23 protein-coding genes and 1 pseudogene are annotated in these 24,603 nt (G+C 63.7%); 15 read left to right on the forward strand and 9 right to left on the reverse strand.

From position 1 onward, the window contains the following. Window positions 1–6: 6 nt before the first annotated feature. Window positions 7–309, forward strand: a complete 303-nt coding sequence (locus IVA82_RS39250) for a nucleoside triphosphate pyrophosphohydrolase family protein (RefSeq protein ID WP_247386574.1) — start codon at window positions 7–9, stop codon at window positions 307–309. Between the two features lie 171 nt (window positions 310–480). Here IVA82_RS39250 and glsA read toward each other — a convergent pair whose 3' ends face one another. From glsA to IVA82_RS39265, 3 genes and pseudogenes are all read right to left on the reverse strand, one after another. Next, the gene (gene glsA / locus IVA82_RS39255; RefSeq protein WP_247386575.1) at window positions 481–2,328 is read right to left on the reverse strand and encodes a glutaminase A; all 1,848 of its coding nucleotides are present in this window, start codon (window positions 2,326–2,328) and stop codon (window positions 481–483) included. A gap of 22 nt (window positions 2,329–2,350) precedes the next feature. Beyond that, window positions 2,351–4,418: pseudogene (locus tag IVA82_RS39260) on the reverse strand (TRAP transporter permease). A 238-nt stretch (window positions 4,419–4,656) separates the two neighbouring features. Next, window positions 4,657–5,823: a TAXI family TRAP transporter solute-binding subunit gene (locus IVA82_RS39265; RefSeq protein ID WP_247386577.1), complete on the reverse strand. Its 1,167-nt coding sequence runs from the start codon at window positions 5,821–5,823 to the stop codon at window positions 4,657–4,659. On the opposite strand from IVA82_RS39265, the gene IVA82_RS39270 reads away from it, so the two are divergent. Beyond that, complete coding sequence (locus IVA82_RS39270; protein WP_247386578.1) at window positions 5,822–6,034, forward strand: hypothetical protein; 213 nt, start codon at window positions 5,822–5,824, stop codon at window positions 6,032–6,034. The two genes, IVA82_RS39265 and IVA82_RS39270, sit on opposite strands and share 2 nt — an antisense overlap. A 103-nt stretch (window positions 6,035–6,137) precedes the next feature. On the opposite strand, the gene IVA82_RS39275 is transcribed toward IVA82_RS39270, so the two are convergent. Next, a complete protein-coding gene (locus tag IVA82_RS39275; protein WP_247386579.1) occupies window positions 6,138–6,359 on the reverse strand; it encodes an acetyl-CoA carboxylase biotin carboxyl carrier protein subunit in 222 nt (73 codons plus the stop codon). Between the two features lie 94 nt (window positions 6,360–6,453). Between IVA82_RS39275 and IVA82_RS39280 the strand changes: the two genes are divergently transcribed. The 5 genes from IVA82_RS39280 (at window position 6,454) to IVA82_RS39300 (ending at window position 11,876) form a co-directional block, all read left to right on the forward strand. Next, entirely contained in the window at window positions 6,454–7,428 is a 975-nt protein-coding gene (locus IVA82_RS39280; protein ID WP_247386580.1) for a helix-turn-helix domain-containing protein, read from the forward strand. Continuing rightward, window positions 7,358–8,917 carry a carboxyl transferase domain-containing protein gene (locus IVA82_RS39285; RefSeq protein WP_247386581.1) on the forward strand — a complete coding sequence of 520 codons (1,560 nt, stop codon included), beginning with the start codon at window positions 7,358–7,360 and terminating at the stop codon, window positions 8,915–8,917. Before IVA82_RS39280 ends, IVA82_RS39285 begins: the two co-directional genes overlap by 71 nt. A 326-nt stretch (window positions 8,918–9,243) precedes the next feature. Further along, window positions 9,244–10,653, forward strand: a complete 1,410-nt coding sequence (locus tag IVA82_RS39290; RefSeq protein WP_247386582.1) for a pilus assembly protein TadG-related protein — start codon at window positions 9,244–9,246, stop codon at window positions 10,651–10,653. An 8-nt stretch (window positions 10,654–10,661) separates the two neighbouring features. Beyond that, a complete protein-coding gene (locus IVA82_RS39295) occupies window positions 10,662–11,213 on the forward strand; it encodes a TadE/TadG family type IV pilus assembly protein (RefSeq protein WP_247386583.1) in 552 nt (183 codons plus the stop codon). Between the two features lie 12 nt (window positions 11,214–11,225). Further along, complete coding sequence (locus IVA82_RS39300) at window positions 11,226–11,876, forward strand: TadE/TadG family type IV pilus assembly protein (RefSeq protein ID WP_247386584.1); 651 nt, start codon at window positions 11,226–11,228, stop codon at window positions 11,874–11,876. A gap of 67 nt (window positions 11,877–11,943) precedes the next feature. On the opposite strand, the gene IVA82_RS39305 is transcribed toward IVA82_RS39300, so the two are convergent. Further along, complete coding sequence (locus IVA82_RS39305; RefSeq protein ID WP_247386585.1) at window positions 11,944–13,419, reverse strand: FAD-binding oxidoreductase; 1,476 nt, start codon at window positions 13,417–13,419, stop codon at window positions 11,944–11,946. A 443-nt stretch (window positions 13,420–13,862) separates the two neighbouring features. Here IVA82_RS39305 and IVA82_RS39310 point away from each other — a divergent pair, with 443 nt between their 5' ends. From IVA82_RS39310 to IVA82_RS39330, 5 genes are all read left to right on the forward strand, one after another. Then, window positions 13,863–14,396, forward strand: coding sequence for a hypothetical protein (locus IVA82_RS39310; protein WP_247386586.1), 534 nt, complete (start codon window positions 13,863–13,865; stop codon window positions 14,394–14,396). Continuing rightward, the gene (locus tag IVA82_RS39315) at window positions 14,396–15,028 is read left to right on the forward strand and encodes a hypothetical protein (protein ID WP_247493843.1); all 633 of its coding nucleotides are present in this window, start codon (window positions 14,396–14,398) and stop codon (window positions 15,026–15,028) included. Before IVA82_RS39310 ends, IVA82_RS39315 begins: the two co-directional genes overlap by 1 nt. A gap of 166 nt (window positions 15,029–15,194) precedes the next feature. Further along, on the forward strand, window positions 15,195–15,890 hold the full coding sequence (locus IVA82_RS39320) for a hypothetical protein (protein ID WP_247386588.1): 696 nt from the start codon (window positions 15,195–15,197) through the stop codon (window positions 15,888–15,890). Between the two features lie 73 nt (window positions 15,891–15,963). Beyond that, window positions 15,964–16,398 (forward strand): hypothetical protein, encoded by a 435-nt coding sequence (locus tag IVA82_RS39325; RefSeq protein WP_247386589.1) that lies wholly within the window; start codon window positions 15,964–15,966, stop codon window positions 16,396–16,398. Between the two features lie 166 nt (window positions 16,399–16,564). Then, entirely contained in the window at window positions 16,565–16,897 is a 333-nt protein-coding gene (locus tag IVA82_RS39330; protein WP_346658754.1) for a carbohydrate porin, read from the forward strand. A 6-nt stretch (window positions 16,898–16,903) separates the two neighbouring features. On the opposite strand, the gene IVA82_RS39335 is transcribed toward IVA82_RS39330, so the two are convergent. The 3 genes from IVA82_RS39335 to IVA82_RS39345 all read right to left on the reverse strand — a co-directional run bounded on the left by IVA82_RS39335 (window position 16,904) and on the right by IVA82_RS39345 (window position 20,606). Beyond that, window positions 16,904–18,193 carry an MFS transporter gene (locus IVA82_RS39335; protein WP_247386591.1) on the reverse strand — a complete coding sequence of 430 codons (1,290 nt, stop codon included), beginning with the start codon at window positions 18,191–18,193 and terminating at the stop codon, window positions 16,904–16,906. Window positions 18,194–18,311: 118 nt separating this feature from the next. Beyond that, a complete protein-coding gene (locus IVA82_RS39340; RefSeq protein WP_247386592.1) occupies window positions 18,312–19,502 on the reverse strand; it encodes an acetyl-CoA C-acyltransferase in 1,191 nt (396 codons plus the stop codon). 333 nt (window positions 19,503–19,835) lie between these two features. Then, complete coding sequence (locus IVA82_RS39345; RefSeq protein ID WP_247386593.1) at window positions 19,836–20,606, reverse strand: enoyl-CoA hydratase; 771 nt, start codon at window positions 20,604–20,606, stop codon at window positions 19,836–19,838. Between the two features lie 156 nt (window positions 20,607–20,762). Between IVA82_RS39345 and IVA82_RS39350 the strand changes: the two genes are divergently transcribed. Both IVA82_RS39350 and IVA82_RS39355 read left to right on the forward strand, forming a co-directional pair. Continuing rightward, complete coding sequence (locus IVA82_RS39350; protein ID WP_247386594.1) at window positions 20,763–21,302, forward strand: PaaI family thioesterase; 540 nt, start codon at window positions 20,763–20,765, stop codon at window positions 21,300–21,302. 59 nt (window positions 21,303–21,361) lie between these two features. Further along, entirely contained in the window at window positions 21,362–21,985 is a 624-nt protein-coding gene (locus tag IVA82_RS39355; protein ID WP_247386595.1) for a TetR/AcrR family transcriptional regulator, read from the forward strand. A gap of 77 nt (window positions 21,986–22,062) precedes the next feature. Here the strand turns inward: IVA82_RS39355 and IVA82_RS39360 are convergent, their stop codons facing one another. Continuing rightward, window positions 22,063–22,971, reverse strand: coding sequence for a LysR family transcriptional regulator (locus IVA82_RS39360; protein ID WP_247386596.1), 909 nt, complete (start codon window positions 22,969–22,971; stop codon window positions 22,063–22,065). Between the two features lie 98 nt (window positions 22,972–23,069). Here IVA82_RS39360 and IVA82_RS39365 point away from each other — a divergent pair, with 98 nt between their 5' ends. Beyond that, on the forward strand, window positions 23,070–24,566 hold the full coding sequence (locus IVA82_RS39365; RefSeq protein WP_247386597.1) for a CoA-acylating methylmalonate-semialdehyde dehydrogenase: 1,497 nt from the start codon (window positions 23,070–23,072) through the stop codon (window positions 24,564–24,566). Window positions 24,567–24,603 lie beyond the last annotated feature (37 nt).

Here is a 24,603-nt window from a genome sequence, read left to right on the forward strand (position 1 = left end):
ATGCCGATGACGATCGATGAATATGCGGCCTGGGCCGCGACGATTGCGAAAGTCGATGAGCATCCGTCGAACGAGCGGTTGTCCTATCTCGGTCTGGGCCTCGCCGGCGAATCCGGTGAAGTCGCCGACCACATCAAGAAGCTGTTGCGCGATAGTTGGCTCGATCAGGCGGGTCTCGTCGACGAGCTCGGCGATGTCATCTACTACTGGGCCTGCCTGTGCGCAGCGACGGGCCAGAAGCCATCCGACGTGCTCAAGGCGAGCGCAGCCAAGATCAACCGGCGGCTGAGCGAGGCCGCGAGCCGGTGAGGCATGATGCGAGTGAGGGCGCTGTTCACCTCTCGGTCGGGGAGAGGTCGGATTGCGCAGCAATCCGGGTGAGGGGCCGCAGCACTCGGTGAGACCGTAAACCCTCACCCGGATCGCATCTTCGATGCGACCCGACCTCTCCCTGCGGGAGAGGTGAAGGTACCGGCCAGCTCACGTCGAGGTCAGAATATCCACCTTGGTGTTGGCGACGATCAGGCGATCGGCCAGGAGCTGCGCCAAATTGCGCATGATGCGCTCGCTGGCATGCGGGTGCTGCTTGCGGAAGCGCTCGAAGGCATTGAGAGGCACTTCGAATGCGGTCGCTGCCATGTCGGCGAAAACATCGGCGGAGCGGGTGGCTTCCAGCAGGGCCATTTCGCCGAAGGCCATGCCGGCAGTCAGTGTCGCCAGCCGCACGCCGTCGGGCAGCGTGACATGCACGGCGCCGCTGCGCAGGAAGAACAGGGAATCGGCGGGATCGCAGGCCGCCACGATCCTGGCGCCGGATTGATAGGTGTGGATGGTGCAGAGCGAGGCCAGGTCCGCCAGCTCGTTGTCGCCAAGCCCCGCAAGTAACGGCTGCTCGGCAAGCTCGGTGGTCTCGTGAAAGTCGATCGAGCCGCCATAGCGGTAGACGATCTGGTCTTCCGCCCATTCGATCGCGGTGTCGAGCAGGTAGAAGTCGCGAACGTTCTTCAGCTCGGCGGTCCATTCCCGCAGCGTGTTCCACTCCTTCGAGGCGCGCTTGACGCCGGAGATGATCACGGTGACGTTCAGCGCTGCGAGCTCCTGGAAGGCTTCGGCCACCAGCCGTGCGCCGGCGCGCGTGGTGGAGGTAACGCGGTGCAAGTCGAACACCACGAATTGCGGCCGCGGCCGCCCGGCGAGCCGGCGCGAGACATAGTCGACCGCCGAAAGCGAGAGCGTGCCGACCAGCTCGATCACCCGCACATCCAGCTGATGGGCCGCCAGGATCTCGCGCTCCTGCGGCCGGCGCACCCGCCGCGACGGGCTCTTGCCGATGTCGTAGTCGGCGATAACCGCGTTGCGGGCGTCGTCGCTGCGGTTGAGCATGTGCAGGTCGTAGTGCGAGGATAGCGCTTCGCAGACCTTGATGCCGCGCACGCTGTTGCCGTGCTTGTCGAGTCTTGGCGAATAGCTGCCGAGCCCGAGGCGCGCGGGCAGGGCCGCCAGAATGCCGCCGCCGACGCCGCTCTTGGCGGGGATGCCGATCCGGTAGATCCATTCGCCGGCATAATCGTACATGCCCGACGACGTCATCACCGACAGCGTGCGCGAGATCGCGTAGGGCGTCAGCACCTGCTCGCAGGTGACCGGGTTGACGCCGCGATTGGCGAGCGTCGCCGCCATCACCGCGATATCGCGCGCCGTCACCAGCACCGCGCATTGCCGGAAATAGACATCGAGCACATCAGCAACGTTGTCCGAGATCACCGCATTGGTCTTCAGCAGGTAAGCGATGGCACGGTTGCGGTCGCCGGTCTGGCTTTCGGACGCGTAGACGGCCTCATCCACTGCGAGATCACGCCCCGCAAACCGGCCGAGCGCGAGGCGGATCTGCTCGAATGCGTCAGCGCCCTTGCTCGCTTGGATCAGCCCCGTGCAGGCGATCGCGCCGGCATTGACCATCGGGTTGAAGGGATGGTTCTCGGAGTTGAGCCGGATCGAGTTGAAGGGATCGCCCGAGGGCTCGACGCCGATCGCGCTCTCGACCTTGCCGGCGCCGAGCAAGTCCAGCGCCAGCGCGAACACGAACGGTTTCGACATAGACTGGATGGTGAAGGGCACCCGGCTGTCGCCGACCTCGTAGACATGGCCGTCCAGCGTCGCGAGGCTGATGCCGAAATAGGCGGGATCGGCCTTGCCTAGCTCGGGGATGTAGTCGGCCACTGCGCCCGAGGTCTCGGCTGAGAATTCGTTGAGGCAAGTGTCCAGAAACCGCAGCAACGGCGGTCTCGAGCGGGTCCAGGCGGAGGCGGAAGACGGTAGCGGTTTCATCGCCTCCTGTTGTGCATCGCAATCAGGGCACGTGCAACCCGTCCGGAATCGGACCTTGCCGCCGGAGCAGCAGAAGCGCGATCAAAATCGTCGGCGCCAGAATCGCAAGTCCCAGCAGCGTGACCTGCAACTGCGATAGCGGCATGATCCCGCCGCCGGGAGTGGCCACCACGAAGCCACCAATCACCAGCAGCACGCGGATCGGCCATTCCAGGGCGCCGGTGCCGCGGAGATCGCCGACGAAGGGCTGGTAGCCCTGAATGCCGCCGCAGATGAACAGCGTGCCGAACGCGGCGAGCCCCATCAGCCCGAGGCCGGTGAGATAGGGGCTCGGCCCCTGCAGCACCAGCGCCGGATTGAGCACGAAGAAGAACGGGATGAAATAGATGATGCTGCCGACCCACATCGATTCCCATCCCGTCTTCATCGCCGGCGAACCGGCGATGCCCGCTGCCGCGAAAGATGCGATCGCAACCGGCGGTGTGATCGACGACAGCATGCCCCAGTAGAAGATGAACATGTGCACGGCCATCTTGTTCAGCCCGAGCTTCTCCAGTGCGGGCGCGACCAGGATGGCGAGGAAGATGTAGCAGGCGGTGGTCGTTAGCCCGAGGCCGAGGACGAGGCTCGTGAAGGCGCACATGCCAAGCAGCAGGAAGGCGTTGTCGCCCAATCCGCAACAGATCGTTGGCCAGGCTCGACACCACACCGGTCATCGAGAACGCGCCGATCAGCAGGCCGCAGCCGGCGAGGATGCCGACGAGTTCGACGAAGGTGCGGCCGTTGACCTCGAGGAATTTTAAGATCGTAGCTAGCGTCCAGCGCGTGTCCTTGGAAAAAAGCTGGTTGAGAACCAGCAGCAGCGCGGTGGCATAGAACGGCGCATGGCTCTCGCGCTTGAAATAGAGCAGCATCACGATCAGCAGCGCGATCACGAACACGTAGTACCATCCGTCCTTGATGGTATCCATCACCCGCGGCAACTCGGCGCGAGGGATTCCCTTCAGCCCGTGGCGCGCGGCATAGGCGTCGACCTGCATGAACAGGCCGATGTAGTAGAGCGCGGCGGGAATGATGGCGGCGATCGCGACATCGGCATAGCTGACGTTGAGGAACTGCGCGATGACGAAGGCGGTCGCGCCCATCACCGGCGGCGCTAGCACAGCACCGGTCGAGGCGCAGGCCTCGATCGCGCCGGCGTACGATGCGCGAAAACCGCTCTTCTTCATCACCGGAATGGTCATGGTGCCGGCGGTCAGCACGTTGGAGATGATCGATCCCGACATCATGCCGAGCAGCCCGCTGGCAAAGATGCAGACTTTGGCAGCGCCGCCGCGGAACGTGCCGCACAGCGCGAAAGCGAGGTTGATGAAAAACTTGCCGGCACCGGTCATCATCAGCGCGGTGCCGAACACCAGAAAGCCGATCACGGTGTCGGCAAACGCCTGGATCGGAATCCCGAGCAGGCTCTCGCCGGACAGCACGTGGTAGGCGGTCGCCTGCTCGAGCGTCGATTGCGTGCCGCGGAACGGCCCGAGCCAGCCGGCTTCGGCAAACAGCGGATAGACGGTGAAGGGCAGCACGCTCAAGAGCAGGCTCCAGCCGCCGGTGCGCCGCAGCGCCTCCATCAGCATCACCCACATCACGAGGCCCGCAGCGATGACGGTATTGGGCGCGCCGCCGAATTCCCAACCGGCCTCCGCCGCCTTGCGCACGTTCGACATCAGCAGCAGCGCGGCACCAAAGGTCGCGGCGAAGAGCACTAGGTCGTACCAAGGGATGCGGTCGAGCGGGGCGCGCCCGGTGCCGGGGAAGATCAGGAAGGTGAAGGGCAGCATCAAGGCGATCAGGAGGTAGAAATACTCCGTGTTGAGCTGGGTGTAGCCGATGAAGAAGCGCAGCGAGAATTGCTGGTTGATGCAGAGCAGGATCGTCGCCGCGGTGGCGACGACCAGCGCCCAGCGCCAGGGCCCTTGCAGCGCGCGGACGCGCGTCACCTCCGCTTCCTGCATGTTGCCGGCAGCGCCGTGCGGATCGTCGAACACGACGCGCTTGAGTTCTTGCGGGGCGGTGAAGGTGGAAGACATCATCGATCCCCCGGGGCTGCTAACCGCTAACCAAGGCGAATGACTGTTGGTTGAATCGAATGCCGCGGGCTCGCTCAACCTCTCCCGCTTGCGGGAGAGGTTGGCGCGAAAGCGCCGGATGAGGGCTCTCTCCGCTGGAGGAGTCGCTCTGTGCAGACACCCTCACCCCGACCCTCTCCCGCAAGCGGGAAAGTGGGCGCACCTGTCGCGTAGCAACGACCAAGCTCAATCTCACCCCGTTCTAATCCTCGAAGCCGTTCGGCATGTCGGCTTTGGCAAGCGCCACCGCGCGCGCCTTCATCCAGCCATCGAGGAAGGCCTTGTCATCCGCCGGCGGGTTGGACTTGCGGTAGTCCGTCCAGGCGGCCGCGAGCACTTCCTGGCGCTTGATCAGTTTGTTGTTGTGCGCCTCCTGCGCATCGGTCCATTGCCCGGCTTCCTTCAGCGCCTTCACCGCGCCGGGATGCACCGGCACCACCCAGTTCTTGGTCTGCCTATCGGCGGCAAGCCCTCCGGCGCCGGGCGCGGAGTCCTTGTAGGCGTCGTAGTTCACGATCATTGCCTTCGTCATCGCATAGACCTCGTCTGCCGGCTGCGAAGCGTAGGCGACGAAGATCGGGTACGGATAGTTGCCAAGCTCGATCGGCTTGTCCGGCGAGATGCCGGCGCCGCAGGTTGCGAGCTGCGGGAAGAAGAACGAGCCGACCTTCTGCATCCGCGCCCAGCCTTCCTTGTCCTTGGCCGGCAGCGGCGGCCAGACCAGACCGCGCGGCGAGGTCTCGGCTTCCTTGGCGGGACCGGTGATGGTGGTGCCGAAGGCCGCGTCGGTGTCGTTGTTGATCAGGCCCTTCCACATCGCGCCGTAGCTTGCGAACTCGACGACCTTGACGTCCTTCTGCGTCAGCCCTGCGAAGGCGAGCACCGCGAGAGAGTTCTGGTTCAGCGCGGGCGAGCCGACCACGAAGCCGACGCGCTTGCCTTTGAGGTCCTTGAGGTCCTTGACACCGGTATCCGCAGCGACGCCGAGCGTGCCGCAATTGCAGTCGACGCTGGACAAGAGGATCTGGAGCGGCTGCGGGCCCCATTCCTTGGCTCCGAACTCGAACACGCCCTCTTGCGCGAAATAGGTGCCGGATCCCATCGCCGCGGAGGCCGCGCGCTTGGCGCGCAGCGGAGCGAGGCGGGCGACGTCGTTGCCGGCCGGCAGCACGCGCACGTCGGTGCCGTATTTGTCCTTCATCATCTTGCCGACGCCGACCGCAATGTTGAAGCCCGCCGTGCCGGTGTCGTAGGCCGTGAAGGTCAATGTCGCCGGCAGCTTGATATCTTCGGCAAACGCATAGCGTGTGGACACAAAAGTAAAGCCCGCCACCAAGGCAGGGGCGAGCATGAGCAGCCCACGGAACATGTTTCCCTCCATCGTCCTCGCTTTGATCGCGAAGACTTTCTTGCTTCGAAAGATCATGTCATCGGCCATCAGCGATGGCAACGCCATACCGCGGATGCGCGAGACGGACAGACGCATTGTCGCGGAAGCATTGAGCGCTGGCGATTGCGGAGTGCTCGGCCTTGGTTCGAGACGCGCCGTGATCGGCGCTCCTCGCCATGAGGACCTGTGATTTTGCCGCAGAAACCAACCTCATCCTGAGGAGCCCGCCGAAAGCGGGCGTCTCGAAGGCTGGCCACGAAAAGATTGCGCAACCATGCCCGCGACGCACGCGCTTAACTCGCAACGATCGCGATGGCTTGGCCTTCGGCGACGACATCGTCGAGTTTCACGAGCAGCGATTTGACCGTGCCGGCGGCGGGCGCGGACACCGGTATCTCCATCTTCATCGCCTCGACCACCACAATCTCATCGCCATCTGCCACTGTTCCTCCAACTTGCACGGGAGTTGCGCAGATGCGTCCCGCCACTTCAGTGACGATCTTAATTTCTGGCATGCCATCGCCTTTTTGTTGTCGTCGCAAAATGACTGAGGTAGCGTCGTCTGCAAGCGGAATTTAATTCCGCACAGCGGAACAACTGGTAGGGAACATGGGACGACGTTCGGAACGGTTGAGTAGGCAAGGTGCGCTCGCTGGCGATGCCGGTGAAGGTGATGTCATCCAGGTGGTCTCGCGCGCGTTCGACGTGTTGCGATGCTTCGAGGGCCACGAGGCCCGGCTCGGCAATCTCGAAATATCAAACCGCTGCGGCCTGCCGCGCTCGACGGTATCGCGGCTCACGCACACGCTGACGCGGATGGGCCAACTGGTCTATTTGCCGCGCGATCAGAAATATCGCATCGGCCCAAGTGCGGTGGCGATGAGCGCCTCGATGATGAAGGGCGCGCAGCTGCGCAGCATGATCCGGCAGCGGCTCCAGGAAGTCGCCGAGCAATTGCCGGGCACGGTCGGCTTCGTCGTGCCCGATCGCTTTCATCTGGTCTATCTCCAGTTCGCGCGCTCGGCGACCGCACTCGGCCTGCACGAGGGCACCGGCAGCCGCATCTCGATGGCCTCGACAGCCGCGGGCGCGGCCTACACCGCGGCGATGGCGCCGGAGGTCGGCGATGCCTTCATCGCGGAGATGGAACGGGAAGCCCCCGAGGCTGCCAAGATCCTGAGGCCCCGCATCGAGGCCAACCGGCAGTCCTTGCGCGAGCGCGGCTATGTCGTGGCCTGCGGCCTGTGGAGCCCGCACATCAACGGGCTCGCGGTGCCGATCTGGTCACCGCAATACCAGACCTTCGTGGTCATCACGATAGGCCTTCTCTCCGCAATGTATGACGAGCAGCGGCTGCATGCTGAAGTCGCACCGCTGATGATCGAGCTTGGCAGGTCGCTCGGCAGCTTGCTTGAGGGCACGGAAGGCGACGTCTTCAACAACCGTCTCGCGCGCAAGCCGATCGCGATGGCCGTGCATAACAATAATAAGCCGATCAATTCGGAGGGAGTGAATGAACTGGAAGCCGGAACTCGACGAGCTCGCCCGGCGCGAGGCCTTCGCGCGGGAGATGGGCGGCGTTGACAAGGTCAAGCGACAGCATGACCAGGGCCGGCTCACTGTTCGTGAGCGTATCGACAGACTGATCGACAAAGACAGCTTTCACGAGATCGGTGCCGTCTCCGGCGTCGGCGAATACGATCCAGCGGGCGAGCTCAAAAGCGTGACGCCGGCGAACTGCGTGTTCGGCCGCGCGCGCATCGAGGGCCGCACCGTGGTGGTGGTGGGCGACGATTTCACCGTCCGCGGCGGCTCCGCTGACGCGTCGATCTCGGCAAAGCCGCTGATGGCGGAGGAGATGGCGCACGATTTCCGCCTGCCCATTGTCCGCATCATCGAAGGCTCCGGCGGCGGCGGCTCGGTCAAGACCATCGAGACCAAGGGCGCGGCGAACTTGCCGGGCGGCATCGGCGGCACGCGCTGGTATCGCTTCACGACTGAGAATCTGTCGCGCGTGCCCGTGGTCGCGCTGGGACTGGGGTCGGTCGCCGGCCTCGGCGCGGCGCGCCTTGCCGCCAGCCACTATTCCGTCATGACCAGGAAGTCCGCGATGTTTGTCGCAGGCCCTCCGGTGGTGAAGGCGCTGGGGCAGGACCTCTCGAAGGAGGAATTGGGCGGCGCCGATATCCAGACCCGCGCCGGCGCGATCGATCATGCCGTCGAGACCGAGGAGGAGGCCTTTGCCTGCGCGCGGCGCTTTCTTTCATACCTGCCATCATCGGTCTACGAGCTGCCGGCGACCTTGCCCTGCACCGACAATCCGGAGCGCAGCGAAGAGGCGCTGATGAACGTGGTGCCGCGCAACCGCAAGCAGGTCTACAAGATGCGCCCCATCATCGACGCCGTCGTCGATAAGGGCTCGTTCTTCGAGGTCGCGTCCAATTTCGGCAAGCCGATCATCGTTGGCCTGGCGCGGCTCGAGGGCAGGGCGGTGCTGCTGCTCGCCAGCGACAGTTTTCACTACGGCGGCTCCTGGACCGCGGATGCCTGCCAGAAGGTGGTGCGCTGGGTCGACTTCGCCGAGACCTTCCATCTGCCGATCGTCTATCTCATGGATTGCCCCGGCTTCATGATCGGGCTCGACGCCGAGAAAGCGGCCACCATCCGCCACGGCGTTCGCGCCATGGCGGCGGTGAACCAGACCACGGTGCCCTGGTGCACGGTGATCCTGCGCAACGCCTTCGGCGTTGCCGGCGTGGTGCATCAGCCGGCCGACCGGTTCTCGATCCGTTACGCCTGGCCGTCGGCCTATTGGGGCTCGCTACCGCTCGAAGGCGGCATCGAAGCCGCCTACCGCGCCGATATCGACGCGGCCGAGGACAAGGTGGCCAAGCTGAAGGAAATCGAGGACCGCCTCAACGAGCTTCGCTCGCCCTTCCGCTCCGCCGAGAAGTTCTGGGTCGAGGAGATCATTGATCCCCGCAAAACGCGCTCGCTCTTGTGCGAGTTCGCACGGCTGGCGGAGCCGCTGCGCAAGCCGGGCCCGGCGGCGAATATGTCGATCAGGCCGTAACTCAGGGACGGTGCCCCTGCGGCAATGCCGCCGGCGTCCGCCAGCGGGGCCATCGCCGCGCAGCTCTTGCGCCATCGCCGTAGCTCCAGCGCGTCAATCTCGTCGAGCCCGTTTAGTTGGCGTTAATGATGCCTTCTCAATATGACACATCTCAATCTGTCGCCTCCATGTTTATGGATTGCCCGTAAGCGTTGATTAAGGGGGCTATAGCCATATTTCCGCCGTGACGAGCGAGGGATCGGCGGCGAGACCTGACCATCTCCTCCGGTCGCAAGTGTTCAGGGAATGGTCTGTGCCGCAGCGACGGCAATCAGGATGAAGGTCATATGCTCCGCCGCGCAGTGCTTCGTTTCGCGAGAGATCGGAAGGCCAACGTCGCCATTATCTTTGCGCTTATGCTGGTCCCGATCATCTTTCTCCTCGGCATGGCGCTCGACTACACGCTGGCCTTGCGCCAGCGGGAGCAATTGAACGCCGCTGCCGACGCGGCCGCAATCGCAGCCGTGAGGCCGGCGATGCTGACGCAGACCGACAGCGCCGTCATCAAGGCGACCGCGGAAGCTGTCTTCGCAGCGAAGGCGAACCTTCCCGGCCTCGCGGCGACGCCGACACCGACGGTCACCGTCACCGATTCCGGACTCTCGCGAACAATCACCGTTTCCTATGTCGCACAGTCCGTCAATAATTTCCCGGCCGTTCTCCGCAAACCAACTTGGCAGATCGACGGTTCCGCGACGGCGAAGGCTTCGAGCGCGCCCAACATGAATTTCTATCTGCTGATGGATGACTCGCCGTCCATGGGGATCGGCGCGACCGCCGACGACATCAAGAATCTCATCACGTACACCGCCCCCGCCTACCAGTCAGCAGGGGCCTCGCAGAATTGCGGCTTCGCCTGTCATCAAACCAATATCGCTCACGACGGCGGGACCAGGGATAACCTCGCGATCGCACGATCTAGAAATATCACGTTGCGGATCGATCTCGTGACGAGTGCCGTCAACCAGTTGCTCAATACATGGTCGAACTGCCCACAGTCGGGCGTTTCGGGGGGCGTCATGCAGTGCATGGCGGCGCTCAACAACACCGCCTACAAAGCGGCGCTCTATACGTTCGACTTAGGTTTGAACACGCTGGCTTCGCTGACCACCCCGACCAGCGCCGGACTCCAGGTTTCCAACATCGCACTGATGCCTGTCGCCTACCAGAACTGCGTCGTTGTGACAACCAACTGTAAGACCGACAACGGCACAAATATCGTCGGTGCGCTTACAAGCCTCAACAGCATCATGCCCACTCCCGGGCTTGGCAGCAATGTGGCGGGAGATACACCGCAGGAAGTGGTGTTCCTAGTCACCGACGGCGTCGAAGACAAGATCTCCGCGACTTGCCCCAACGCGAGCTTCGCCTCCAACAGTCGATGCCAGCAGCCGCTTGACACGACGATGTGCACGACCATCAAGAACCGGGGCATCAAGATCGCGGTTCTCTACACGGAGTATGTGCAACTTATCGCTAATGCCACCACCGGTATCCAGAAAACGGATCAATGGTACATGAGCTGGGTAGACAAGTACGACCAGCCTGATCCCTCAACCGGCACGATCGCGCAAAACCTCAAAGCGTGCGCCTCGCCTGGCTTCTATAAGAACGTTCAAAGCGGCGGCGACATTTCCAAGGCGCTGACGGACCTCTTCATCCAGGTTGCCTCTAGCACTGCCAACCTGGTGCAGTAGGAAGCCCCATGACCGGACCGGACATCGCAACAAAGAGCAGACGCCGCAATCGCTGCGCCGCTTTCGCAGGCGACAGCAAGGGAGCCACCGCGGTCGAATTCGCGCTGGTGGCCGCCCCGTTCCTTGCGCTCCTCATCGCGCTGATTCAGACGTTTATCGTTTTCTTCGCTCAGGAACTGCTCGAATCCGTCGTGCGTCAATCCAGCCGCCTGATCCTGACCGGGCAGGTGAAGGATCAGGCGATGACGCAGGCTGCATTCAAGCAGAAGGTCTGCGATCAGGTCGTGATATTTTTCACCTGCAGCGGCTTGATGGTCGATGTGCAGGTCGCCAATGCGTGGTCGTCCGCCAATACGGCCATGCCCTCCTTGACCTTCGACGGCACGGGCACAGTCACGAACAACTGGCAATTCAATCCCGGGGATGCCGGCGATATCGTCGTTCTCCGGGTGATGTACGTATGGCCGGTTGTCCTCGGCCCGCTCGGTTTCAATCTTTCAAACATGTCGAATGGAAACCGGCTGATCATGTCGTCCGCTGCTTTCCAGAACGAGCCTTAGAAGGAGTTTGCCATGATTGCCGGCCTGTCGTTTCGCGCGCGGCACCTGTGGACCGACGTTAAGGGCGTTGCGGCGACGGAGTTCGCCATCGTGACCCCGTTCATGCTGGTGCTCTATGTCGGCGGCGTCGAGCTCGGCAACGGGCTCGCCATGAACGTCAAGGTCTCTGCAACCGCACACAGTGTCGCCGACATGGTGTCGCAGAACACGCAGGTCACGACGACCCAAATGGATGGCATCCTGGGAGCGGCGAGCGCCATTATGGCGCCGTATCCCATCAAGAACAGCAGCGGTGCCTCGTTGATGACGATCACGGTCTCCGAAGTCTCGACCGACAGCGCCGGCAAGGCGACGGTGCAATGGAGCAAGTCGACCGGCTCGTCGGGGGGGCGAACGGTGGGGCAGCAGATGACCCTGTCGTCGTTCACCTCAACTGGCAACAATGCCAACATCTCACTCATCCTGAGCGAGGTGTCCTACGACTATACGCCCAACCTCGGCTACACGATCGCCGGCACCGTCAAGCTGACCGACAGCTACTACCTGTTCCCGCGCTGCTCGACGAACAGCCCGGCCTCGTCGAGCTTTCCCTACTACGACGTGAAGTATCCCGCGGCGGCGACGTGCTCATGCATCCAGCATCTGCAGCAGAAGACCTGTTAGCCGAGGAAGCATCGCCGGCTAACAGGAATGCAGGCTGTGAGGCGCAGCTGAAGCTGCTCCGCGTCCATCACAGCCGCAGCACCTTGCCGGGATTCATGATGTTCTGCGGATCGAGCGCGCGCTTGATGGTACGCATGATGTCGAGCTCGGTCTTCGAGCGGTAGTGACTGAGCTCGTCGAGCTTGTCCATGCCGATGCCGTGTTCGGCCGAGATCGAGCCGCCCATGGAGGTGATGAGATCGTTCACGGCGCGCGTGATGGCGCCCTTGTATTGGGTCAGCGTCGGCTGATCCATTCCCTTGGGGCCCATGAACGAAAAATGCAGGTTGCCGTCTCCGATGTGTCCCAGCGGATAGGGTCGAATGCTCGGGAGAATGTCGAGCACGGCCTTGATCCCCTTGTCGATGAACTCAGGAATCTTGGAGATCGCCACCGATACGTCAAAGCTCAGCCCCGGCCCCTCGGCTCGTTGGGCCTCGGCGACGCTTTCCCGGATGCGCCACATGTTGCGTGATTGATTTCCCGTTTGCGCGATCGTCGCATCGAGCACGCGGCCGGCCTCGAGTTGATCGGCGAGAAACTGCTCCATCTTCTCGGACATGCCTTCAGTGCCGTCCTGGCGCGCTCGCGCGGACGACCATTCAAGCAGGAGGTACCATGGCGTATTCGCCTTGAGAGGATCCTGGGTGCCGGGAATATGGCGCAGCACCATGTCGATGGCGTTGCGGCTCATCAGTTCGCAAGAGCCGACATTGTCCTCGGAGGCCGCATGCGCTTCGGACAGGATCTCGAGGGCAGCGCGGGGATCGCGCACTGCCAGCCACGACGTGCAGACGTCCTTGGGCGCGGGCCATAGCTTGAGAACGGCCTTGGTGATGATGCCCAGTGTCCCTTCGGCGCCCATGAAGAGATGCTTGAGGTCGTAGCCCGTGTTGTCCTTCTTGAGGGCGCGCAACCCGTCCCAGACGTCGCCGTTGGCCAGCACGACCTCGAGCCCCAGCACGAGATTGCGGGCATTGCCATAGCGGAGCACCTGCACGCCGCCGGCGTTCGTCGACAAATTGCCGCCGATCATGCATGAGCCCTGGGCGCCAAGGCTGAGGGGCAGGAACCTGTCGTGCTCGGCCGCAGTCTCCTGAAGCGTTTGCAGCACGCAGCCGGCCTCGACCGTCATCGCGTAGCCCACAGGGTCGACGTCGATAACGCGGTTCATACGGCCGAGCGACAATACGATGCCGGTATGCGCAGGCCAGGGCGTGGCTCCCCCCATCAGGCCGGTGTTGCCACCCTGCGGCACGATCGCGACGCCATGCTCATGGCAAAGCCTGACCACCTGCGAGACTTCCTCGGTGCTGGCGGGACGAACGACGGCGCCGGCCCCTCCAACCAGCAATCGACGCCAATCCGTTACGAACGGCTGCTTGCCGTGTTCGTCCTCAATAAAACCCTTCTCGCCGACGATCGCGCGCAATGCATCGCGCATCTGGGCTGTTAGTGGGGTGGTCGGGATAATCGGTTCGGACGACAATATTGCAGCCGGCATTTGCTTCCCCTGGTACATCTTGGTGTGTACTGCGCACGTGACGTGCTCAGGGTATTGTCCACGTTTGGGCCGTGAAGTCTAATGGCAATATGACTTGAATAGGAAGCCGGGACGAGCGCAGTCCGCGGGGAGTGGGCGATGCTGCCTCCGCATGAGCCGGCCTGTTCACGCCAGCGTGCTTCTGCAAGTAGATCATCAAACCTTCACGGGATGCGCAACTTGCGGAGGCGATCTCCACGATTGCCGCCGCGGTTCCATGCATGCAATCAAACTCTCACCGGAATTCCTGCAAATCTCTGCCATCTACCAAAGGTAGAACTCCCGGTGAAGCGTGGTCAACAACGTGTCTTGCAAAAAATTCTGCAGGCGTCAGGCCCGCTTCCGACAATGAAATGGGAGTTACGCCATGCAGCATCTGCCGAACGATACCTTCGACGTCACCCTTGACCAGTTTGGTCAAAATCGAGACCGTCTACGGAGACCCCTGCTTTCCCGCAGCCAAGGAGGTCTGGGGCGGCAACGACACCGTGACGGCCACCGTCATCGAGCTCAATAAGCGACTCACGATCTTCGGCGACGACCACACGATGTTGCTTGGTCACTCGCAAGGCGGAAACGACACGCTCATCGCCGACATCGGCGGCGGCTGGAACACCGCCCTCGTGGTGGGCGATACCCAATCGATGATCGACGACGCCAAGGGCGGCAATGACACCATCGTCGCGGATGCCCATGGCACGGTCTACACCACTGTCTCGGCCTTCGGCGATGTCGCTGGCGACATGTCGGGCAATGCGCAGGGCGGCCATGACGACATTACCGGTTCAGTCGCGTGGCGCGGTGGTGCCAACCTGTTCGCCGGCGATGCCGGCGGTTCCATGCTGGACACCTCGCACGGCGGCAACGACACACTCGATGTCGCGTGCTCACGACGGACGGTGGGGCGACTGTCAGCGGAGACGCCATCGGTTCCCTGATGGGTCTTGCGCAAGGCGGCAACGACAATCTGACCGTCACCTTGGACGGCGACAGCCCCATATCCGGCGCAACCCTGTCGGGGGATTCGTCGACGTCGCTGATGGATGCGACCCAGGGCGGCGACGATGTCCTCACCGTCAAGCTCGACGGCCAGTCCACGGATGCGATCTCGCAGATGTACGGCGACGCTCCGACCATGGCGGGCAATTCCCATGGCGGCAACGATATCCTCAATGGCGGCAACGGCCGGGACTTCATGTACGGCGACGCGCGGACCTATGAACCGGCGACGCCAGGCTCGGTCACCGGCGGCAGCGATACGCTCAACGGCGGAGCGGGCGACGATTGGCTGTCGGGCGGCGCGAACAACGATTTCTTCGTCTTCGACACCGGCTCCGGCAAGGACGTGATCGCCGACTTCGATCAGGGCAACAAGGCCGTCGGCAGCACCGCAGCCGAGCACGATCTGATCGACGTGCACGCCTACGGATTTGCGGACTGGACCTCACTGTCGAGCCTGATCAGCGACAATTCCGCCGGCGATGCCGTGGTTCACCTCTCGGCCAATGACACGATCACGCTCGACGGGGTTCAGGCGGCCAACCTGCATCCGACCGACTTCATCATCTGAGAAAGATTGAATCAAAAGCGGCGCAATCACACTCTATGCCGAATTCCTGCAAACCTCCGCCGTCTACCGAAAGTAGATTCCTCACGGTGAAACGTGGTCAAAGCACGTCGCGCAAAAATTTCGCCGACGTCATGCCCGCGTCCGACAATGAAATGGGAGTTACGCCATGCAACATCTGCCGAACGATACCATCGACGTCCTGCTCGACCAGTTTGGTCAAATCGAGACCGTCTACGGAGATCCGAACTTTCCGACCACCACGGACGCCTGGGGCGGCAACGACACCGTGACGGCAACCATCAGCCAGCCCGAAGCAGAGGTCACGATCTTCGGCGACGACAGCACGACGTTGCATGGGCAGTCCCACGGCGGCAACGACACGCTTACGGTCAATTTCAACTATGGCTGGAACGCCGCCCTCGTGGTCGGCGATGCCCAGGCGATGACCGACAACGCCAGCGGCGGCAACGACACGATCGATGTCGAAGACCACTCGATGTACACCAACGTGCATGCTTTCGGCGATGTCGCCGGCGACATGTCGGGCAATTCGCACGGCGGCAGTGACGCCATCATCGGCGCGGTGGGCTGGCGAAGCTACGACGATGTGTACGCCGGCGATGCCGGCGGTTCCATGAGCGGCACGGCGCAGGGCGGCAATGACACGCTCGACGTCAGTGTGAACACCCGAGAGGGCTCAGCGCGAGCCAGCGGCGACGCCCATCGGCTCCATCAGCGGCGATGCGCATGGCGGCAACGACAACATCACCTTCACCTTCGGCACCGACATTGTCTGGACCGCCGGATTTGCGTACGGAGATTCCGCGACCTCACTGACCGACAATGCCCAAGGGGGAGATGACATTCTCACACTTAAGGCCGATGGCCCCGACCTCCAGCTCACGCACCCAGAGCTCTACGGCGATGCTCGGGCCATGTCCGGCAATGCCCATGGCGGCAACGATATTCTCACCGGCGGAGTAACCAATGATTTCCTGTATGGCGATGCGAAGGCCTATGCCCCCGCGACGTCGGGCTCGATCACCGGCGGCAGGGATATCCTCAACGGCGGCGCCGGCAATGACCAGCTTTCGGGCGGAGGAAACAGCGACACCTTCGCCTTCAACACCGGCTCCGGCAATGACCTCATCACCGACTTCGATCAAGGAAACAAGGCGGTCGGCAGCACCGCGACCGAGCACGATCTGATCAACCTGCACGATTACGGGTTTACGGACTGGACGGCGCTATCCAGCCTGATCAGCGACAATGCCGCCGGCGATGCCGTGGTTCATCTGTCGGCGAGCGACACCATCACGCTCGACGGCGTCCAAGCCGCGAACCTGCACCCGACCGACTTCCTCATCTGAGCGAGTTGCTCCGGGAGCAACCATCTCGCCCCGCCTACAGCGGGGCGAGATGCAGGTTACACCTTCTCCGCCCCGCAGATTCCTTCAGCGCGCGCCACTCGTCCGCTGACAATAGCGGCGGGCCGCCCAGCGTGCTGCCGGCGCCGGCCTTGCCCATCACTGTGACATCGTCGAGGCCAGCCGCGACCACGATTATGCAACCCGACGTCCGCTCGTCCGCTTCGGCGTGGCGGCGGCCTACATGCGGATTTCGAACAGCGCGCGTCATCTCGATGTCGACACCCAGGTCTTCACAGGCGTCCAGAGCCCGGTGCGAAGCAACGAGACTTTGATCGAGGTGATCTACGAGGCGCACATCAAGCCGGGCTGGCTAATCGCGCCGTACTTCCAGTATGTGTTCCGTCCTTCGGGTGGCATCCCGAACCCGAACGATGCGACTGGCACGTTGCGGATCGGTGACGCCGCAGTGTTCGGCGTCACCAGCACGATCAGGTATTAGGCCGGCTCACGCCGCTGCCGGCTGTAGTTTCGGCGGCCGCGACAGCGCCAGCACGATCAGCGAGGCGAACACGCAGAGCGCGCCGGCAATGAAGAAGGCGGGCAGGTAGCTTTGGAGCAGCGTGCGCGACAGGCCCGCACCGAACGCGGCGGTGCCGGCGCCGAGCTGGTGGCCGGCAAAGATCCAGCCGAACACCAGATTGGCGCGCTCGGGTCCGAATTTCTGCGCAGTGAGGCGCACCGTCGGCGGCACCGTGGCGATCCAGTCGAGCCCGTAGAACATCGCGAAGACCGACAGGCCATAGAATGAGAAATCGCTGAAGGGGAGGAAGATCAGCGAGAGCCCGCGCAGGCCGTAGTACCAGAACAGGAGGTAGCGATTGTCGTACCGGTCCGACAGCCAGCCCGACATGATGGTGCCAAAGAAGTCGAAGATGCCCATTGCAGCCAGCAGGCTTGCGGCCTGCACCTGCGGGATGCCGAAATCGAGGCACATCGGGATCAGGTGGACCTGGACGAGACCGTTGGTCGAGGCGCCGCAAACGAAGAAGGTCGCAAACAGGATCCAGAACGCGCTCGACTTCGAGGCGTCGCGCAGCGTGCCGAGCGCCACGGCCGTGATCGAAACGTGGCTGACGGGCGGGGCGGGCAGGGGCTCGGAGCCCTTGTCGCCGAACGGACGCAGGCCCAGATCGCTCGGGCGGTCGCGCATCATGAGCAGCACCGCCAGCGCGGAGACGCCGAGCATGATGCAGACGAAGCCGAGCGCGAGGCGCCAGCCGAAACGTTCGGTAAGGCTTGCGAGCAGTGGCAGGAACACCAGCTGGCCGGTGGCGACGCTCGCGGTCATGATGCCGACCACGAGGCCGCGGCGCGCGGCGAACCAGCGCGTAGCGATGGTTGCGCCCAGTACCAGCGCGGTCATGCCGGTGCCGATCCCTATCACGACGCCCCACAGCGCCACCAGCTGCCAGACCTCGGTCATGCCGAGCGAGGCGACCAGCGCCGAGACGACGATCAGCTGTGCGGTCAGCGTGACGTTGCGCAGGCCGTAGCGATTGAGCAGTGCTGCGGCGAACGGCGCCATCAGCCCGAACAGGATGAAGCGGATCGACAGCGCGGAGGAGATCTCCGCCGTACTCCAGCCGAACTCCTTCTGAAGGGGAACGATGAACACGCCGGGCGCGCCGACCGTGCCGGCGCTGATCAGCGCAGCGAAGAAGGTCACGCCGACCATCACCCAGCCGTAGTGGATATTGCGGCGGCCGAGTGATGCCGCGAGCCAGTTCGAGATCATTGGGCCTCAATTTTGATGGGCAGGCTTGTCGGAGGCTTGCGCGAGCTAGCAGAATGGCACGGGAATCCTCGGTCGGAAATGACGGAGTTCCCTCATTTTCGGACGTTCCGTCAGCAGGTCAGACGCGCTCCACGGCGATCGCGGTGGCTTCGCCGCCGCCGATGCAGAGCGCCGCGACGCCGCGCTTGAGGTTCTGCGCCTCCAGCGCATGCAGCAGCGTCACGATCAGCCGCGCGCCGGTAGCGCCGATGGGATGGCCGAGCGCGCAGGCGCCGCCATTGATGTTCAGCTTGTCGCGGGGAATGCCGAGATCACGCTGCGCCGCCATCGCCACCACGGCGAAGGCCTCGTTGATCTCGAACAGGTCGACGTCGCCGGCACTCCAGCCGACCTTGTCCAGCAGCTTGCGGATCGCCGGGATCGGCGCAGTGGTGAACCATTGCGGCTCCTGGCTGTGGGTGGCGTGGCCCTTGATCACGGCCAGCACCGGCAGCCCGCCCCGATCGGCGAGCGATCGCTTCGTCAGCACCAGCGCGGCGGCGCCGTCGGCGTTGGCCGAGGAGGCCGCCGGCGTGATGGTGCCGTTGGCGCGGAACGCCGGCTTCAGCCCGGGAATCTTTGCCGGCTCGACCTTCAGCGGATGCTCGTCATTGGCGACGACGCGCGGGCCGGCTTTCTCGGTGAGCGTGATTGGCGCGATCTCGGCCTTGAACGTGCCGCCCTCGACCGCCTTGCGGGCGCGACTCAGCGTCTCCATCGCATAGGCATCCTGGTCCTTGCGGGTGAACTGATAGGCTTCGGCGGTGGCCTCGCCGAAATCGCCCATCGAGCGGCCGGTCTCGTAGGCGTCTTCCAGCCCGTCCATCATCATGTGGTCGATGATGCGGTCATGGCCGGCGCGATAACCGCCGCGCGCCTTTGCCAGCAGATAGGGTGCGTTGCTCATGCTCTCCATGCCGCCGGAGACGACGATGTTGGCCGAACCGGCGCGGATGATGTCGTGCGCCAGCATCGTCGCCTTCATGCCGGAGCCGCAGACCTTGTTGATGGTGGTCGCGCCGGTGGCATCGGGAAGCCCAGCCGCGCGCGCCGCCTGTCGCGCGGGGGCCTGGCCTTGGCCAGCCGGGAGCACGCAGCCCATGAAGACCTCGTCGACCTTTTCGGGCGCCAGTCTTGCACGCTCCAGCGCCGCGCCGATCACGTGCGATCCGAGCTTGTGCGCGGCCAGCGGCGACAGCTCGCCCATGAAGCGGCCGAGCGGAGTGCGGGCGGCGGAGACGATGACGACGGGATCGGCGGCTTCGGCCATGGCGGGGCTCCCTGTGATGCACTGTGAGATTATGATCATCATATGATGCGGCGCAAAAAATGCAACCGCGCCCGGCATGAGAAATTGTCGTGATTCGGATGAGATTTGTTGATTGCGAGCTGTAGCCTCAGCAGCGTCGTCCCGGACAAAGCGCGCGTCAAGCGCGCGCCGATCCGGGACCCATAGCCACAGGGAGAAGTTTGGCGAAGATTTGTGGTGACGAGTTCGTGCAGCAATTTCTTCCTGTGGCAATGGGTCCTGGCTTTCGCCAGGACGACACCGAGGAGGCGGTTGGCAGCGGCGCAGAAGGGCGCCCACTGTCGACTGGCAACCCTACCGCTTCCGATCCACAAACGCCTGCATCAGCCGCGTCGGCTCGTCCGTCAAAAACGACTCGCCGAACACCTTGACGCTCAGGTTCACCGACTCCGTCAGCGGCAGTTCCTCCCACTGGCGCAGCAACGCTTTCTGCGAGCGGAGCGCCTCGGGGGCGCATGCGAGCAGCGCCTCTACGGTGTGCTCGACAGCCGCATCCAGCCCGCCTTCCGGCGCAACCTTGTCGACCAGTCCCCACGCCAGTGCCGTCGGCGCGTCGATGTTTTCCGCCGTCATCACCAGCCAGCGCGCCCGCGCCCAGCCGATCAGGCGCGGCAGCAGTGCCGCGTGGATCACCGAGGGGATGCCGACGCGAACCTCCGGCATGCCGAAATGTGCATCATGTGCGGCGATCCGGAAATCGCAGGCGGCCGCGACTTCGAGCCCGCCGCCGAGGCACCAGCCCGGCATGCGCGCGATCACAGGGGCAGGGAAGGCGCGCACGGCTTCGCAGAGATCGCGCAACCGGATGATGAAGGCTTCGGCCGACGTTTGATCGAGCTTCGCCATCTCCTTGATGTCGGCGCCGCCGATCATGCTTTTCGCACTCTGGCCGCGCAGCACCGCGACGCGAATGCTGCGGTCGGTGGCGAGCTGCTGCAGGCCTTCGCGCACCGCGTCGGTCACGGGGGAGCCGAGGATGTTGAGCGGGCCTGCATTGCAGATCGTGACATGAACGACGCCGCGCGCATCGCGCGTCACGCCGCAGTGGTGATTGAGCATTTCCATGATGGGATCTCGAGGCTTCGTGGACGTGCGCGGCGGTGCGCCGGTCGCGGCTACTTCCGGGCCGAAACGCTGGGCTTGTCAAGCGGGCGTCGAAGACGGAGTTTCCTGGGCAAAGTCCGCGACATAGTATGATGCTTATCATTGAAAGAGGCTGATATGGCCGATATCGATCAACGCGAACTGTTTTCGCCGGCGCAGCGGTGCCAGCGTGTGGTGGATTGGCAAGCGCCAGCGCCGGTTGCGAAGGCTGTGATGGGGCTTTCCGGTATGGACGCCATGCTCGGGATCCGCGACGGGCGCCTGCCGCCTCCGCCCTTCGCAAAGCTGATTGGCCTCATCATGGCCGTGGTCGAGCCAGGGCGGATCGTCATGGAACTGGAGCCGCGCGAGGACCTCGAAAACACCATCGGCCTCCTGCACGGGGCGACCGCCGGGGCGCTGCTCGATACCGCCATGGGATGCGCGATCTCGACCAGGCTGGAGGCCGGGCAGGGCTCCGTCACGCTCGATCTCAAGCTGACATTCCTGCCTCCGCTCTCGGTCCGCTCCGGGATGATCTCCGCCGAAGGCAAGGTAATTAAGCTGGGGCGCCAGACCAGCTACTGCGAGGGCTTCGTCCGCGACGGCAACGGCGCGCTCGCGGTCCATGCAACTGCAACCTTTTCCATGATCGGCAACAACCTAACGTCAAATTAATGCACCCATTTCGACATTTGCGTGTTATGAGATGACTTCCGACATCCAATGAGCATCCCATGCGCTACTCCCTGGAACACAAGCAGGAAACCCACGACCGCATCGTGAAGAAGGCGTCCGTGCGGCTGCGCGAAAAGGGTGCCCATGGCATCGGCGTCGCCGACCTCATGAAGGAGGCCGGCCTCACGCACGGCGGCTTCTACGCGCATTTCGATTCCCGCGAGGCGCTGGTGATTGAGGCTTTTGCCTACGCCATGGACCGCTCGATGGAGCACTGGCGCAAGCAGTCCGATCAGGTTGCGCCCGAGAAGCAGCTCAGCCAGATCGTCGAGACCTATCTCTCGACGCTGCATCGCGACAATCCCGGTCACGGCTGCTCGATTCCGGCGCTGGGAGCGGAGATCGCACGCGAGAGCCCGAGGACACGCAAGGCGTTTGCGGGCAAGCTCGATGAGATGATCGAGACGATGGCGGACTGCATTCCCGGCCAGCCGCGCAAGGCCGCACGCAAGCAGGCGATCGCGACGCTCGCCACCATGGCCGGTACCATGCTTCTGGCGCGCATAGCCGGCGCCAGCGAACTGTCGGATGAAGTGTTGAAGGCCGGCAAGGACAGCGCGCTCGACGGCGCGCGCCGCGTGCCGGTGAAGGCTGCGAAGAAGCCGCGCGAGAAGCAGAATTAGGCCGAGATGCCGTAGGTGGGCAAAGGCGCCCTTGCGCCGTGCCCACGAACTCTCCGCGATTGCTACGCGGCCCGAATTCACCGCCCCGCGAACAACGCCCGCTCGCGCTCCACGATCTCACTGATGTAATCGGCCACTGCGCGGATCCTTGCGAGGTCCTTGCTGTCGGCGTGCATCAGCATCCAGAAGGTGCGGGTTATCGACACGTCATCCGGCAATACCGCAATCAGCTGCGGATAGTCACTCGCCATGAAGTGCGGCAGCACGGCGATGCCGAAGCCGGCGAGAGTGGCGTTGAGCTGCGCGATCAGATTGGCGCTGCGCAGGCGCGCCGAAATCCGCGGTGAGACCTGTGGCAGATAGTCGAGCTCCGGCGTGAACAGCAGCTCCTCAATGTAGCCGACGAAGCGGTGCTGCGGTAGGACCTCGCGCGAGGTGATTTTCGGGAAACGATCGAGATAGGCGGGCGCGGCATAGAGCCCGAGCCCATAGTCGAGCAGCTTGCGGCCGACGATCCGGCCTTCCTTCGGCATGGTCAGGCTGATGGCGATGTCGGCCTCGCGTTTGGAGAGGCTGAAGAGCCGGGCGGTGGCCACCAGTTGCAAATCGAGATCGGGATACCGATCGGCAAAGGGTGCCAGCCGCGGCGCCAGAAAGGCGGTGCCGAAGCCATCCGGTGCGCCGATCCGGACCGTGCCGGTCAGCCGCGCCACCGAGCCGCCGACCTGCTCCTGGTTGGCGACGATGGTCGATTCCATGGCTTCCGCGCTGTCGGCGACGCGCTGGCCAGCTTCGGTGAGGAGGTAGCCGGTCTTGCGCCGGTCGAACAGTTTTGCCGAGAGGTGCTTTTCCAGCCGGTCGACGCGGCGGATCACGGTCGCATGGTCGACGCCGAGATGCTTTGCCGCAGCCGAAACCGAGCCGCCCCGCACGATGGCCAGCATGAAGCGAAAGTCGTCCCAGTCGATGCTACCTTGATCCAGCATTTTCGCACATCTAAGGTGCAATATATCAGACTTGAATCCTATAAAATGCAGGTCGATAGGATTTGTCAAAGCGGATCAGGCCTGAAGGAGATCATTCCATGCGTTCAGTCGGACATTTCATCGGTGGCAAGGAGGTCAAGGGCACCTCGGGCCGCACCGCCGACGTTTTCGAGCCGATGACCGGTGACGTCCAGGCCAAGGTGGCGCTGGCGTCCAAGGCCGAAGTCCGTGCCGCCGTCGAAAACGCCTGCGCCGCGCAGCCGGAATGGGCTGCGACCAACCCGCAGCGCCGCGCCCGCGTGATGACGAAGTTCGTCGAGCTGGTGCAGCGCGATTACGACAAGCTCGCCGAGCTGCTCGCGCGCGAGCACGGCAAGACCGTGCCCGACGCCAAGGGCGACATCCAGCGCGGCCTCGAGGTCGCGGAATTCGCCTGCGGCATCCCGCATCTGATGAAGGGCGAATACACCGAGGGCGCAGGCCCCGGCATCGACATCTACTCCATGCGCCAGGCGCTCGGCGTCGTCGCCGGCATCACGCCGTTCAATTTCCCGGCGATGATCCCGATGTGGAAGTTTGCCCCCGCCATCGCTTGCGGCAACGCCTTCATCCTGAAGCCGTCGGAGCGCGACCCGGGCGTGCCGATGCTGCTTGCCGAATTGATGATCGAGGCCGGCCTGCCGGCCGGCATCCTCAACGTCGTCAATGGCGACAAGGAAGCGGTCGACGCCATCCTCGACGATCCCGATATCAAGGCCATCGGCTTCGTCGGTTCCACGCCGATCGCGCAGTACATCTATGAGCGCGCAGCCCAGACCGGCAAGCGCTGCCAGTGCTTTGGCGGCGCCAAGAACCACGCCATCATCATGCCCGATGCCGACATGGACCAGGCGGTCGACGCCCTGATCGGCGCCGGTTACGGCTCTGCCGGCGAGCGCTGCATGGCCGTCTCGGTTGCCGTGCCGGTCGGGAAGACCACCGCCGACCGCCTGATGGACAAGCTGATCCCGCGTGTCGAGAGCCTCAAGATCGGCACCTCGATCGATCCGTCGGCCGATTACGGCCCGCTGGTCACGCGCGAGGCGGTCGAGAAGGTCAAGAGCTACATCGACATCGGCCTCAAGGAGGGCGCGACGCTCGCCGTCGACGGCCGCGGCTTCAAGATGCAGGGCTACGAGAACGGCTTTTATCTCGGCGGCTCGCTGTTCGACAATGTCACCAAGGACATGCGGATCTACAAGGAAGAGATCTTTGGCCCGGTGCTCTCGGTCGTGCGCGCGCACGACTACAAGGAAGCGCTGGCACTGCCGTCCGAGCATGACTACGGCAACGGTGTCGCGATCTTCACCCGCGACGGCGACGCCGCGCGCGACTTTGCGGCCAAGGTCAATGTCGGCATGGTCGGCATCAACGTGCCGATCCCGGTGCCGATCGCCTATTACACCTTCGGCGGCTGGAAGAAGTCGGGCTTCGGCGATCTCAACCAGCACGGCCCGGACTCGGTTCGCTTCTACACCAAAACCAAGACGGTGACCTCGCGCTGGCCGTCCGGTGTCAAGGAAGGCGCTGAGTTCTCGATCCCGCTGATGAAGTAGTTCCTCGACGGTCATTGCGAGGAGCTCGTGACAAAAT

The sequence above is a fragment of the Bradyrhizobium sp. 142 genome, from assembly GCF_023074015.1.
GTDB lineage: Bacteria > Pseudomonadota > Alphaproteobacteria > Rhizobiales > Xanthobacteraceae > Bradyrhizobium.

Coding starts and splice junctions, on each gene's coding strand:
- IVA82_RS39345 (WP_247386593.1), bottom strand. CDS start 20,606: ATGGAAATGCTCAATCACCACTGCGGCGTGACGCGCGATGCGCGCGGC.
- IVA82_RS39360 (WP_247386596.1), bottom strand. CDS start 22,971: ATGCTGGATCAAGGTAGCATCGACTGGGACGACTTTCGCTTCATGCTG.
- IVA82_RS39300 (WP_247386584.1), top strand. CDS start 11,226: ATGATTGCCGGCCTGTCGTTTCGCGCGCGGCACCTGTGGACCGACGTT.
- IVA82_RS39325 (WP_247386589.1), top strand. CDS start 15,964: ATGTCCGGCAATGCCCATGGCGGCAACGATATTCTCACCGGCGGAGTA.
- IVA82_RS39275 (WP_247386579.1), bottom strand. CDS start 6,359: ATGCCAGAAATTAAGATCGTCACTGAAGTGGCGGGACGCATCTGCGCA.
- IVA82_RS39340 (WP_247386592.1), bottom strand. CDS start 19,502: ATGGCCGAAGCCGCCGATCCCGTCGTCATCGTCTCCGCCGCCCGCACT.
- IVA82_RS39335 (WP_247386591.1), bottom strand. CDS start 18,193: ATGATCTCGAACTGGCTCGCGGCATCACTCGGCCGCCGCAATATCCAC.
- glsA (WP_247386575.1), bottom strand. CDS start 2,328: ATGAAACCGCTACCGTCTTCCGCCTCCGCCTGGACCCGCTCGAGACCG.
- IVA82_RS39320 (WP_247386588.1), top strand. CDS start 15,195: ATGCAACATCTGCCGAACGATACCATCGACGTCCTGCTCGACCAGTTT.
- IVA82_RS39295 (WP_247386583.1), top strand. CDS start 10,662: ATGACCGGACCGGACATCGCAACAAAGAGCAGACGCCGCAATCGCTGC.
- IVA82_RS39365 (WP_247386597.1), top strand. CDS start 23,070: ATGCGTTCAGTCGGACATTTCATCGGTGGCAAGGAGGTCAAGGGCACC.
- IVA82_RS39315 (WP_247493843.1), top strand. CDS start 14,396: ATGGGTCTTGCGCAAGGCGGCAACGACAATCTGACCGTCACCTTGGAC.
- IVA82_RS39285 (WP_247386581.1), top strand. CDS start 7,358: ATGAACTGGAAGCCGGAACTCGACGAGCTCGCCCGGCGCGAGGCCTTC.
- IVA82_RS39290 (WP_247386582.1), top strand. CDS start 9,244: ATGCTCCGCCGCGCAGTGCTTCGTTTCGCGAGAGATCGGAAGGCCAAC.
- IVA82_RS39305 (WP_247386585.1), bottom strand. CDS start 13,419: ATGCCGGCTGCAATATTGTCGTCCGAACCGATTATCCCGACCACCCCA.
- IVA82_RS39270 (WP_247386578.1), top strand. CDS start 5,822: ATGTTTCCCTCCATCGTCCTCGCTTTGATCGCGAAGACTTTCTTGCTT.
- IVA82_RS39265 (WP_247386577.1), bottom strand. CDS start 5,823: ATGTTCCGTGGGCTGCTCATGCTCGCCCCTGCCTTGGTGGCGGGCTTT.
- IVA82_RS39250 (WP_247386574.1), top strand. CDS start 7: ATGACGATCGATGAATATGCGGCCTGGGCCGCGACGATTGCGAAAGTC.
- IVA82_RS39355 (WP_247386595.1), top strand. CDS start 21,362: ATGCGCTACTCCCTGGAACACAAGCAGGAAACCCACGACCGCATCGTG.
- IVA82_RS39350 (WP_247386594.1), top strand. CDS start 20,763: ATGGCCGATATCGATCAACGCGAACTGTTTTCGCCGGCGCAGCGGTGC.
- IVA82_RS39280 (WP_247386580.1), top strand. CDS start 6,454: ATGGGACGACGTTCGGAACGGTTGAGTAGGCAAGGTGCGCTCGCTGGC.